The sequence below is a fragment of the Rhizobium sp. BR 315 genome, from assembly GCF_050577975.1.
Taxonomy (GTDB): domain Bacteria; phylum Pseudomonadota; class Alphaproteobacteria; order Rhizobiales; family Rhizobiaceae; genus Rhizobium; species Rhizobium miluonense.
Map to the genome: position 1 here is coordinate 236,931 of NZ_JARWKZ010000005.1, position 13,120 is coordinate 250,050.

Annotated in this window: 8 protein-coding genes; 1 reads left to right on the forward strand and 7 read right to left on the reverse strand. The window is 59.3% G+C overall.

The window, feature by feature from the left end:
• Positions 1-25: 25 nt before the first annotated feature.
• From QD409_RS08870 to QD409_RS08890, 5 genes are all read right to left on the reverse strand, one after another.
• The gene (locus tag QD409_RS08870; protein WP_430762474.1) at positions 26-1,606 is read right to left on the reverse strand and encodes a DUF930 domain-containing protein; all 1,581 of its coding nucleotides are present in this window, start codon (positions 1,604-1,606) and stop codon (positions 26-28) included.
• A 236-nt stretch (positions 1,607-1,842) separates the two neighbouring features.
• The gene (locus tag QD409_RS08875; protein WP_430762475.1) at positions 1,843-2,643 is read right to left on the reverse strand and encodes an APH(3')-II family aminoglycoside O-phosphotransferase; all 801 of its coding nucleotides are present in this window, start codon (positions 2,641-2,643) and stop codon (positions 1,843-1,845) included.
• Between the two features lie 101 nt (positions 2,644-2,744).
• Entirely contained in the window at positions 2,745-4,805 is a 2,061-nt protein-coding gene (rpoD, locus tag QD409_RS08880) for an RNA polymerase sigma factor RpoD (RefSeq protein ID WP_092850985.1), read from the reverse strand.
• Positions 4,806-5,253: 448 nt separating this feature from the next.
• Positions 5,254-6,291 (reverse strand): L-threonine 3-dehydrogenase, encoded by a 1,038-nt coding sequence (gene tdh / locus QD409_RS08885; protein ID WP_092850990.1) that lies wholly within the window; start codon positions 6,289-6,291, stop codon positions 5,254-5,256.
• Positions 6,292-6,312: 21 nt separating this feature from the next.
• Complete coding sequence (locus QD409_RS08890) at positions 6,313-7,500, reverse strand: glycine C-acetyltransferase (protein WP_430762476.1); 1,188 nt, start codon at positions 7,498-7,500, stop codon at positions 6,313-6,315.
• A gap of 262 nt (positions 7,501-7,762) precedes the next feature.
• Here QD409_RS08890 and QD409_RS08895 point away from each other — a divergent pair, with 262 nt between their 5' ends.
• On the forward strand, positions 7,763-8,533 hold the full coding sequence (locus QD409_RS08895) for an SDR family oxidoreductase (protein WP_430762477.1): 771 nt from the start codon (positions 7,763-7,765) through the stop codon (positions 8,531-8,533).
• Between the two features lie 39 nt (positions 8,534-8,572).
• Here QD409_RS08895 and recQ read toward each other — a convergent pair whose 3' ends face one another.
• Entirely contained in the window at positions 8,573-10,453 is a 1,881-nt protein-coding gene (gene recQ / locus QD409_RS08900) for a DNA helicase RecQ (RefSeq protein WP_430762478.1), read from the reverse strand.
• A 7-nt stretch (positions 10,454-10,460) separates the two neighbouring features.
• A complete protein-coding gene (gene dnaG, locus QD409_RS08905) occupies positions 10,461-12,449 on the reverse strand; it encodes a DNA primase (protein WP_430762479.1) in 1,989 nt (662 codons plus the stop codon).
• Positions 12,450-13,120: the final 671 nt, after the last annotated feature.

A 13,120-nucleotide genomic window follows, 5' to 3' on the forward strand; every position in this document is an offset into this window, starting at 1 on the left:
ACCACGTCAGATGCTGCGTGATGGATCAGTTCGTTGGAAGATTGAGGTTTTTCCACTGATCTTGCGGTATGGAGGCACCCAAGCGATAGGCAAAGGATACCACTTTCATCGCACTGCTATCGACGTTACATTTCACCCCAACATAGTGATAGCCATCGGACGTTCGATATACCGCCTTGTCCGTCTCTATACTCCGGCTGGCGCTTCGGCTCTCGGAAGAATGCGGCAAACCAAAACGCAGTATATGTAACCCAGCAGCGTTAAGTTGAGCGGCACCCTCGAAGTTGCAAAGCTGACTTATACGCATTTGTGCGGAAAGTTGCTTCCATTGCGCTAAAAATCCCTTTGGAAGTCGAGAAAGCTCATCCGCTGAGTACAATCGCTTGGCTTGAACAAACGGCCCGCCAGAAGCGGCGAAACCTGCTTTTGGAGACGTTGCAGCTCTCGCCTTTTGCTCTCCCTCGGTGGGCTTGGACGGAGTAGCCTGCCCGCGTTGCTCTGGCGTTGGCTCGACCACGAGCCCTGCGCCACCCTCCGCGACCGAGTTGCCGGGCGAATTTTCCGCCTCCCCCGTTTTCGGTTGTCCAGACGTCATGACGCCTGGAACAGTAACGTTTGCGGCATCCTTACTGGACTGAAGCTCATCAGATGGATTAACTTTAGTGTCTGACGATGAACCTGTGGCAAGCACTTGCGGTGTAGATATGGGTGGCGACTGGCTTGGCTGGTCGGAGTTCAAAGAGCCCATATCCAATTCTTCGGGCTCGCCTTGTTTCGAAGGCCGAAAATTTTGCAATTGAGAGTTGGAATCGGCTGTAGTCGGCTGCGAATCCTCAGGTTCCAAACTGGTAGGATTTTGGGTCGCTTGCTCGACAACCTGTGACTCCTTGTCGCCAGCAGTGGCGGATGTCTGAGATTCTTTCAGCGATTGGCTATCATTTATTTTAGGCGATAGCGTCGCGTTCTCCACCATAGCGTTTGATGGTGACGAAGCCTCTTTGCCCGACTTTTCATCCTTGGGATTAGCGGAAATCGCTGCGGAGGTAGTGGCTGTCTGCTTGGTATCCGAACTCGATGGCTTCGGTTCGACGGGTTTCTCCGTTGCGCCAGGCGGAGTCTCAGTCGCAGAGGGCTGCTGCTCTGCCTTCTCGACGGGTTTGTCAGCGGCGGGATCATCAGGTTTGGGCTCAGACTTCGCCTGCTCTACTTGCTTATCAGCCTTGGCCTCGTCAGGTTTGGATGCAGGCTTCTCCGCCAGCTCCTTGCCCTGAGGGTCGGATTGCTTTGGCGGCTGTTCGTCCGACTTCTTTCCCTGAGGCTGCTGTGGCTCCTGTTGAGCTTCAGCGGTCTGTTGTGCCGGCTTTTCGTCAGGTCTCAGCGTCGGCTTCGGAGGCCGGTCGGGCTTCTCGTTCGCCTTCGTCGCAAGCTCCTGTTTTTCCTCCGGCTGCGGCACCAGCTCGACATTGACGCTCTGCTCGGGCTTCGCCTCCGGCGGCGCCGGTAGCAGCGGTAACAAGAAAATTGCGACAAACAGGACGTGCAGAAGGATCGACAGGACAAAGCCCGACCTCATCTCCCCATCCCGTTTTTCCGCAACCTTTTCCATCGTTCAGCAGACGGCTCGCGAAAAGAAAGCAATCAAGAAGGCATAGCGCATCGATTCATTCGATCCTTAGCGGCAAACAGATCAGCGGACTTCAAAGCCACCGACATATGGTATCCGACGGCATGCCGGGAAAGGGGCAGCTGTCAAAATCGAACTTGTCAGGCTGCCGTACGATCCGCAATGGCGCAAAAACAAACCTGCGTGATCGCATGGCGCGAAAACGAGTGCATCCACGGTTAGAAGAACTCGTCCAGCAGTTGATAGTAACCCATCTTCTCCGCCTGCGGCTCAAAATCGCCATAGGCCTTTAGAAACTCGGCAAGCAGATCGCTGCCGAAATTGCGTTCGATACTGCTGCAGGCGAGCGCAATATCCTGATGACGATCGGCAATTCCGAGGCGACCACAATCGATATAACCGCTGAAGCCCGCGCCATCGGCGATGAAATTCGGAAGGCAGGCATCGCCATGGGTGACGACGAGATCTTCCGTCACCGGCCTTTTCTCCTCGAGTTCGCCGAAAAGATCCTGCCCCGACCGTCCCAACCAGGTCTCATCGAAATCATCCTCATCGACGCAGCCGGCAAGCAGGCGCGCCCTTGCCTCGCCAATTCTGTTCGCCAATCGATGATCGAAAGGGCAGGCAGCGATGTCGATCGCGTGCAAACGTCGCAACGCATGCGCCAGAAGACGGACACGTTCGGCCGGCGATATCAGCTCCGCACTGACGAGATCGCTGCCGGGAAGCGCGCTCATCAAAAGCCATTCGCGCTCGTCGTCCTTCGCATGGGCAATGATTTCCGGACAGGCAAAACCCTGAGAAGTCAACCATCGCAGCCTCGCAACCTCGCCGGCCAGCTCGCCCAAGGGGTCCACAAGCTCGGTCTTGAGATAGACCGGCGCGCGTCCATCGGTCTCAAGCCGGAAGACGTACGCCGAGGAACGCCCGAGCGCATCCTGCCGCCATTCATAACCGGCCACCATATCGCGCAGCCGGTCGGGGATGACGATTTCCATGAATTGCGGCTTGCTTGCCATGATCCGAACCCTGCTGTCGATATCTGTCAACGAAAAGCCCGGCTCGCTTTCGCGAACCGGGCCTTGTTTCTTATACGGCCGATAGCGGCTTGCGCCAAGCCTCAGCTGTCGAGGAAGCTCCTGAGCTTGCGGCTGCGGCTCGGATGCTTGAGCTTGCGCAGCGCCTTGGCCTCGATCTGACGGATACGTTCGCGCGTAACCGAGAACTGCTGGCCCACTTCTTCGAGCGTGTGGTCGGTGTTCATGCCGATGCCGAAGCGCATGCGCAGCACGCGCTCTTCGCGCGGCGTCAGCGACGCCAGAACGCGCGTCGTTGTTTCGCGCAGGTTCGCCTGGATGGCGGCGTCGATCGGCAGAAGCGCGTTCTTGTCCTCGATGAAATCGCCGAGGTGCGAATCCTCTTCGTCACCGACAGGCGTTTCGAGCGAGATCGGCTCCTTGGCGATCTTCAGCACCTTGCGCACTTTTTCGAGCGGCATCGCAAGCTTTTCAGCCAGTTCTTCCGGCGTCGGCTCGCGGCCGATTTCGTGCAGCATCTGGCGCGAGGTACGAACTATCTTGTTGATCGTTTCGATCATATGCACCGGAATACGGATCGTGCGTGCCTGGTCGGCGATCGAACGGGTAATCGCCTGACGAATCCACCAGGTGGCGTAGGTCGAGAACTTGTAGCCACGGCGATACTCGAACTTATCGACCGCCTTCATCAGGCCGATATTGCCTTCCTGAATGAGGTCGAGGAACTGCAGGCCGCGGTTGGTGTACTTCTTGGCGATGGAGATGACGAGGCGCAGGTTGGCTTCGACCATTTCCTTCTTGGCAATACGCGCTTCGCGCTCGCCCTTCTGAACCATGTGAACGATGCGGCGGAATTCCGAGATGGAAATGCCGGTTTCCGTCGCAAGGTTCTGGATTTCCTGGCGGATGTCGCGGATCGTCGTGTTTTCGCTCTTGGCGAATTCCTTCCAGCCACGAGCGGCCAGATTGCCGATCGACTTCATCCAGTTCGGATCGAGTTCGGCACCTTGATACTGCTCAAGGAAGCTGTCGCGCTTGACACCATAGGATTCGGCAAGGCGCAACAGGCGGCCCTCGTTCTGCACGAGACGCTTGTTGATGTCGTAGAGCTGCTCGACGAGAGCGTCGATGCGGTTCTGGTTCAGCGACAGAGACTTGACCGACTTGACCAGCTCATCCTTCAGCTCCTTGTAGCGGCGCTCCTGCGCCGACGACAGCGTGCCGGAAGCCGACAGACGCTGCTCGACCTGCTGGTCCTGCAGCTTGCGCAGCTTCTTGTAGGTTTCGGCGATGGTGTCGAGCGTCGTCATCACCTGCGGGCGAAGCTCGGCTTCCATGGCTGCGAGAGAGAGGCTGGATTCGTCTTCGTCCTCTTCCTCTTCCTCGATCGGCAGGCCCTCGCCGCCGACATTGGTGATGTCGTCGTCGGAGCCGCCGCCGCGGCCGCGACGAGCCTTTTCCTTTTCCTCGGCAGCCTTGCGGTCGGCCTCGATCTTCTCGGGACTCTGGAACTGCGGGGCAGCCTTGGCTTCAGGGCCGGAATAGGTGGTTTCGAGGTCGATGATCTCGCGCAGCAGTGTGGTGCCTTCGTTGAGTTCGTCGCGCCAGATAATCAGCGCCTGGAACGTCAACGGGCTCTCACAGAGGCCACCGATCATGGTCTCGCGACCAGCCTCGATGCGCTTGGCAATCGCGATTTCGCCTTCGCGCGACAGAAGCTCGACGGAGCCCATTTCGCGCAGATACATGCGCACCGGGTCGTCCGTACGGTCGGTCGGCTCTTTCTTCTTGGCGGTCGCCAGAGCGGAACCTGTCGAAGGAGCGAGTTCGCCGCCTTCGCTCTCATCGTCGCCGCCGGCATCGTCGTCGTCGTTCGAGGCAGCACCGGCCTCTTCGACATCCTCGTCCTCGATGACGTTGATGCCCATGTCAGAAAGCATGGCCATCGTGTCTTCGATCTGCTCAGACGTCACTTCTTCGGATGGAAGAACGGCATTGAGCTCGTCCATCGTCACATAGCCGCGCTTCTTCGCGGCCTTGATCATCTTCTTGACCGCGTCATCGGAAAGATCGAGAAGCGGGCCGTCGGAGGTGCCGTCGCGTTCGACTTCAGCTTCTTCGTTCTCTTTGACCTTTGTTGCCATCTCTATATCGTCGCTTTCCCTGACGCTGCAAACTTACATGCGGTAGAACATTTCAATCGAGCCGGCGCGCCCTGCGCCAGCCACGACTCACCGACAAACACCTACGGAATGATCTTTAATGCCCGATTAACCACGATCGCCGCTACCGGAGTGCAAAGCTGGATTGCGTCTAGGTTTCCGGCCATGGTATCAGGTGATCCGCTCGATCCAGTCTTACCGTTCTTTCCGAAGTCAAACGGTGATTCCCAGAATTTTAGTCCTCGTCAAGCTTTTCCAGCAAAAAAGCCCGTTAAATACGCGAAAAAGCCTTATCCACAGGCTCAACACGTCATAATCAATTGTTTCCCGTATTTAGGAAGTCCCCACGCGATGACAAGAGGATACTAAAGAAACCTGCGCGTTTACGGCATCGGCATGCATGACCGATGCCGTAAAGCGACAGTTCCGATCAATTCCAGTCCATGACGACCTTGCCGGAATTGCCGGAGCGCATGGCTTCGAAACCATCGCGGAACTCATCGATGCCGATACGGTGCGTGATGACCGGAGAGACGTCGAGGCCGCCCTGCACGAAGGCGATCATCTTGTACCAGGTCTCGAACATCTCGCGGCCATAGATGCCCTTCAGGTTCAGCATCTTGAAGATGACCTTGTTCCAGTCGATCTCGAAGCCGGCCGGCGCGATGCCGAGAATGGCAATCTTGCCGCCGTTGTTCATCTTGTCGATCATGTCGCGGAACGCCGGTGCGGCGCCCGACATTTCCAGGCCAACGTCGAAGCCCTCGGTCATGCCGATGGACTTCATCACATCGGCGAGGTTCTCCTTGGAGGCGTCGACGACGTGATCGATGCCGACCTTGCGGGCAAGCGCCAACCGCGTCGGATTGATGTCGGTGATCACGACCTTGCGCGCGCCGGAGCGCTTGGCAACCATCGCCCCCATGATTCCGATCGGCCCTGCACCGGTGACAAGCACATCCTCACCGACCAAGTCAAAGGAAAGCGCCGTGTGCACCGCATTGCCGAACGGATCGAAGATCGCGGCGATCTCATCAGGGATGTCATCGGGAATCGGCACGACGTTGGATTCGGGAATGCAGACGAACTCGCCGAAGGAGCCGGGACGATTGACGCCGACGCCGAGCGTGTTGCGGCAAAGATGCCCCCTGCCCGCCCGGCAATTGCGACATTTGCCGCAGACGATATGCCCTTCGCCGGAAACGCGCTCGCCGACGTGATACTTCGTCACGGCCGAGCCGATCTCGGCGATCTCGCCGCAGAATTCGTGACCGACGACCATCGGCACCGGAATGGTCTTCTGCGCCCATTGATCCCAGTTCCAAATGTGGACATCCGTCCCGCAAATCGCCGACTTCTTGACCCGGATCAGGACATCGTTCGGCCCGACCTCGGGAACCGGAACGTGCTCCATCCACAGCCCGACCTCAGGCTTGGCTTTGACCAAAGCTTTCATCATGTTCGACATGATCGGTTCTCTCCAACCAATTCAAATGATTCCAAGTTCTTTTCCGGCTTCCGCGAAGGCCGCAATCGCCTTTTCGACATCGGCCTTCGAATGGGCGGCCGACATCTGCGTGCGGATGCGCGCCTGGCCCTTGGGCACGACGGGGAAGGAAAAGCCGATGACGTAGACGCCCTTCTTCAGCATCAGCGCCGCCATATCCTGCGCCAGCTTGGCATCGCCGAGCATGATCGGGATGATCGGATGATCGGCGCCGGCAAGCGTGAAACCGAGCTTGGTCATTTCGCTGCGGAAGAGCTCGGCATTGCTCTTGAGCCGTGCCCGCAAAGCGTCGCCGTTGTCGATCAGATCGAAAACCTTCAGCGATGCAGCCGCGATGACCGGCGCCAGCGTATTGGAGAAGAGATAGGGACGCGAACGCTGCCGCAGCCAATCGACGATCTCGCCTTTGGCAGATGTATAACCGCCCGAAGCGCCGCCGAGCGCCTTGCCGAGCGTGCCGGTGATGATATCGATCCGGCCCTCGACGCCGCAATGCTCCGGCGAGCCGCGGCCGTGGGCACCAACAAAGCCGACGGCATGGCTATCGTCCACCATGACCATCGCGCCGTATTTCTCTGCCAGATCGCAGACGCCGCCGAGATTGGCGATGATGCCGTCCATGGAGAATACGCCGTCGGTCGCGATCAGCTTGAAGCGGCTGCCTTCGGCCTTCTTCAGCTCTTCTTCCAGCGCCGCCATATCGTTGTTGGCGTAACGGAAACGCTTGGCTTTCGACAGCCGCACGCCGTCGATGATCGAGGCATGGTTGAGCGCATCCGAGATGATGGCGTCTTCCTCGGAAAGCAGCGTCTCGAACAACCCGCCATTGGCATCGAAGCAGGAGGAATAGAGGATCGTATCTTCCATGCCGAGGAAGGCGGAAATCCGCGCCTCGAGCTGCTTGTGCTCTTCCTGCGTACCGCAGATAAAGCGAACGGACGCCATGCCGTAGCCGTAGCGATCGAGCGCCTTTTTCCCGGCCTCGGCGAGTTCCTCATTGTCGGCCAGGCCGAGATAGTTGTTGGCGCAGAAATTGAGCACGCGCGCGCCGTCGGCGACGGCGATTTCTCCGGCTTGCTTGGATGTGATCACGCGCTCGGACTTGTAAAGACCGGCTTCCTTCAAGCCGGCAAGCTCGCTGCGCAGATGGGATAGAAATTCTGAGGTCATTGTCGCATTCCGATGCTGGTCACAGTGCCTAATTGATGAAGAAATAACACAGGATTCGGCCTCTTGCTGCATCCAGCAGCGGCAAAAATGCGCAACGGCGTGACGTCGGCGCGATAGGAGGCAGGTTCGATATTATCTGTCAAACCAACCTCGATCCACGCAAGTTCCTGTCCGGCCTTCTTCAGTTGCCATTGCAGAAATTACTTGACTGAGTCCATTATCTTGCGGCAGCTTGTCTTGACCGCAGGATAAAGGGAGAGCCATGAGCATATTTCACAGATTCTCCCTCACAGGGCGTATCGCGCTGGTCACCGGCGGCGGCCGCGGCCTGGGATTCGAGATGGCCCAGGCACTTGCCGATGCCGGCGCTCACGTCATCATCAACGGGCGGACCGAAGCGACGTTGAATGCGGCGGTCGAAACCATCCGAGCGAGAGGCGGTTCCGCCGAAGCTGCCGCCTTCGACATTGCCGATCGTGAGGCGCAGCGTGCGGCGATGGCCGATATCGAAAGCAATCACGGCCGGCTCAACATATTGATCAACAATGTCGGGGCCCGCGACAGACGCCAGTTGGCAGATTTCGACGACGAGGCGATCCTCACTTTGCTCAATACGGATCTCGCTGCATCGATCATGCTCTCCCGCGATGCCGCCAGCCTTATGAAACGACACAATCACGGGCGCCTGATCTCGGTCACATCCATCAGCGGCCAAGTCGTCATGCCCGGCGACTGCGTCTATCCCGCAGCCAAGCAGGGGCTGACAGGCTTGATGCGCGGCATGGCCGTGGAATTTGGGCCTTACGGCATCACCAGCAATGCCATCGCTCCAGGCTGGTTTGCAACGGAAACAAATGCGGCGATGGCCGCCAATGAAGAGCTGATCCCCTTCGTGCGCCAGCGCATCCCGGTCCAACGCTGGGGGCGGCCGGACGAGATTGCCGGTGCCGCACTCTTCCTTGCCAGCGACGCCGCATCATTCGTCAACGGCCATGTTCTGACTGTCGACGGCGGCATGACCGTGCGCATGTAAGGCCGATATCGCAGCGCCTTCATATTCGCCCGCGAGATATCACCGACCGGTAAAATCCGAAATCACGGCGAGGAACGCCTCCCCATAGCGCTCCAGCTTCGCCTGCCCGACACCCGAGATCCCAAGGAGAGCCTTGTGGTTCTTCGGCCGCTCGGTCGCGAAGGCAATCAGGGTCGTGTCCGGGAAAACGACATAGGGCGGCACTCCAAGCTCCTTGGCGATCCTGGTGCGCTCGGCACGCAGCGCATCGAACAAGGCTTGAGCCTCGCCGGCAAGACCGTGTGCCTGCTTCTCCGGGCGTCCCGCCTTTTTGCCGCGCCGCCCACTCTCCGGCCGATCCTTGCGAAAGAGAACCTGCCGCTCGCGCTTGAAGACCGCCCTTGCCTCTTCCTCGAGTTTCATCGCGCCGAAGGCCGTATGATCCACGCTGATGAGGCCGCTCGCCAGCAATTGCCGGAAGATCGACTGCCAGGTGCGGGTGGGGATATCCTTTCCAGCACCGAAAACGGGCATATCGACATGGCCGAAACGCTCCGTCTTCTCGTTGACCGTGCCGATCAGCACGTCGATGACATGACCGGTGCCGAAACGCTCGCCTGTGCGATAGACTGCCGCCAGCGCCTTGATCGCCGCTTCCGTGCCGTCCCAGGTTTCCACAGGCTTCAGGCAGGTATCGCAATTGCCGCAACCGCCGCCATGCGCCTCGCCGAAATGGGCAAGGATGGCCTGCCGCCGGCAGCCGGCCGTTTCGCAGATGGCAAGCAGCGCATTGAGCTTTCCCCGCTCCACCCGCTTGATCTCATCGGCCGCATTGCCCTCATCGATCATGCGCCGCCGCTGGATGACGTCGGCCATGCCGTAGGCCATCCACACTTCGGACGGTAGCCCGTCGCGCCCGGCGCGACCCGTCTCCTGATAATAGGCTTCGACCGAGCCCGGCAGATCGAGATGGGCGACGTAACGCACATTCGGCTTGTCGATGCCCATGCCGAAGGCGACGGTCGCCACGAGACACAGGTCCTCCTCTTTCAGAAAAGCATCCTGATTGGCGTCGCGGAGCGATCGATCCATGCCGGCATGGTAGGGTAGCGCACGGACGCCCTGCCCGTTCAGCCATTCCGCCGTGTCCTCGACCTTGGCACGCGAAAGGCAATAAACAATGCCGCTGTCGCCGCGATGGCCATCGAGAAAGCGCAACAGTTGCTGGCGCGGCTGATCGCGTTCGACAATCTCATAGGCGATATTCGGCCGGTCGAAGCTGGTGGTGAAGACCTTGGCACCGTCAAGAGCCAGCCGCTCGATAATATCGTCGCGAGTATGAGGATCGGCCGTCGCTGTCAGCGCGATGCGCGGCACGCCGGGAAAAAGTTCGGCAAGCTTGCCGAGATCGCGATATTCCGGCCTGAAATCATGCCCCCATTGCGAGACGCAATGCGCCTCGTCAATTGCAAAGAGCGCAATCTTCGCCCTGACAATCATCTGCTGGAAGCCATCGGTCAGAATGCGCTCGGGCGTAACATAGAGCATATCGAGCGTGCCGTTGGAGACGGCACGATAGACATCGCTCGCCTCCTCGCGCGACAGGGACGAGTTCAAGGCGGCCGCTCGGATGCCGAGCTGCTTCATCGCCTCCACCTGATCCCGCATCAGGGCGATCAGCGGGGAGACGACAATGCCGACACCGGCACGGCAAAGCGCCGGGATCTGGAAACACAGAGACTTGCCAGCCCCGGTCGGAAACAGCACGACGGCATCGCCGCCGGAGACGACGTGCTCGACCACCTGCTGCTGCTTGCCGCGAAAGGCGGAGTAGCCATAGACCGATTTCAGCACATCGAGCGGCGCAGCCCTGCCAGAGCGCGCGCCGAACAAGGCGTCATCGGTGGAAAATCGCGATTCCAGTCTATCCGGCTGTGACATTCATTCCCTACTTTCCCGCAGCGCTTTTGACACGGCCCGAGAGAACGCCGAAGCCATCGATGATCGCCTCCTGGTTTTCCAGCCGCACCGCTTCGAGCTGCACTTCCTGCAAGGCACGCATCAATTGCTCGATGAGCTCGCCGTCGCCATCTTCCGTCGCCTCGGCAATCGCACCCTGCAATTCGATCTTGTGCCACCGAAGGGCCTTGGAGCGTTTGTGAAGCGCAAGCGCCTGACGGTAGCCTTCGCGAGCATCCTCCATCGCGGCTTGCTCGGTTGCCGTCCATAGCCGGGCATTGCGAACCTGCTGCTCGAGGTTTTTCAGCAGCGAGCCAAAGTCCTGCTCTTCCAGCTGTTCGACCAGCCGCTCACGGGTGAGCTGAGGCCCGACCATGGCTGCGGCGATCCCGAGCACGGCCGACCAGAGGCGCTGCAATTCGCGGCTTTCGTAATCGATCGCAGCGATCTCGTCATACTCGTCCTGCAACAGCAGCGGATGATTGACGATGGTCAGCGCCAGGACGCTTTCGCGCAGGCTTGGAATATCCTGATGTCCCTTGATCATGGCCGAGCGTGTCAGGCGATCGGATGCCGTCGTGCTGACTGCCGCCCGGTCGCGACCTTGCCCGCCACGGCCGCCGAAGGAACGGGCATTGCCCTCCCGAGAAAAGCCGCGCGCCTGCTGATTGCCGCCGCGCTGGAACTGCGGCTGGAAGAGCCCGTTCAGCCGCTCGCGCATGCTCTGTTGATAGTGGCGCCGAACATCCTCGTCGACGATGACGGATACGATGCGCCTCAGCCGTGCCTCGAGCTCCGCGCGCGCCTCCGGCGTCTCGAATGTGCCGCTGCCGGCCTCTCTGGCCCAGAGCAGATCGGCAAGCGGCTTTGCCTGTGCCAGAACCTTGTCGAAAGGCGCGCGCCCATCGTGGCGCACGAGATCGTCCGGATCCTTGCCATCGGGCAGCAGCGCGAAACGGACGGTGCGGCCCGGCTTGATATGCGGCAAGGCCAGATCGGCGGCGCGATTGGCGGCGCGCATGCCCGCGCCATCGCCATCGAAGCAGAGCACCGGCTCCGGCGTCATCTTCCAAAGAAGATCGAGCTGGTTTTCCGTCAGCGCCGTGCCCAGCGGCGCAACCACGTTCTCGACGCCGGCCTGATGCAGGGCGATAACATCCATATAGCCTTCGACGGCAATGATGGTTCCGGCGCCATCGGCACCCTGAGCGGCGCGGCGGGCACGAGTGAAATTGTAGAGCACATTGCCCTTGTGAAAGAGCTCGGTCTCGTTGGAATTGAGGTATTTCGCCGGCGCGTCCGGCGACATGGCGCGTCCGCCGAAGGCGATCACCTTCTCGCGCGATGATAGGATCGGAAACATGATGCGGTCGCGAAAGCGATCATAGGAGACCGGCACATTCTCATGCACGACGAGGCCACAAGCCTCCATCTGCTCCTTGAGCACGCCCTTGCTGGCAAGATGCTCTTTCAACGCATTGCGGCTGTCGGGCGAATATCCCAGGCGGAAGGTCTCGATGGTGCGGCCGCTGAGGCCACGGTCGCGTAGATAGGCTCGCGCCCGCGCGCCATTGGCAGTCTGAAGCTGGTCCTGAAAGAACTGGGTCGCCATCTCCATGACATCGAGCAGCGACGTGCGCTCCTTCTCCCTCTTCGCCTCCATCGGATCGGCAACCGGCATAGGCACGCCGGCCATGTCGGCAATCTGCTGCACGGCCTCGGGGAAACTCAAGCCCTCCAGCTCGGTGAGAAAGCGGAAATGGTCGCCAGTCACGCCGCAGCCGAAGCAATGATAGCGCCCCTTGCGATCCTCGCAGTGGAAGCTCGGCGATTTCTCACCGTGGAAAGGGCAGCAAGCCCAATAGTCCCCGCGCGGCACATTGGTCTTGCGCCGATCCCAGTTCACGCGACGACCGATCACGTCTGAAATCAGAACGCGGTCGCGAATCTCATCGAGAAACGTATTGGAAAATCGCATGGCTACCTCTGGCTCGCCCCCATATAAACAGGAATGATCCGCATTGCCACGACGACTGGAGAGCCACGCACGGTATTCACAGTCCTTTGCAAGCGATTACAACCCCTCTCTTCCAATCACAACTTCGTGAATTCGCCATCGCAATCAAGGCGCAAACAGCGGCGCCGCAAGCCGCTTTCAGCATCGCCCAACCCAGTGGATGCGTTGCCCTCAGCCAGCCGACCGGGACATTCGCCCGAATGGAAAACAGTTTCTCTTTTAGAAAAGAGGCGAAAAAGCAAAGACTTGCACATCTTGAGGTGGATAGATGGCTGTAGAAGGCGCGCGCACAACAATCGCTGGATGCAGCACACGTCGGACCTAGCGGCTCCTTCCGGTGGCGCATTTATGGTATGGTTTGTAAGCCAAACATTATTTTTTTGTAATTTGATTGTTGATGTGCAGCGCAATAGCGTTCTTCTCACGGGGCGAGACAAGCCGGCGAAGAAATTGCTTCGCGACGCGACATGCCGAGACGCTCCGACGGACGGGAAGCTAAGAGGTACATGGCTTTCAGTTTAGGAAAGGGAATAAGCATTCTTATCGTACCGTTAGCCGCAGCGGCCATCTGCTACAGCAACTGATAGCTAGGCCACGACGACTAACGGCAGTGATGACAAGAATGCAGTTTA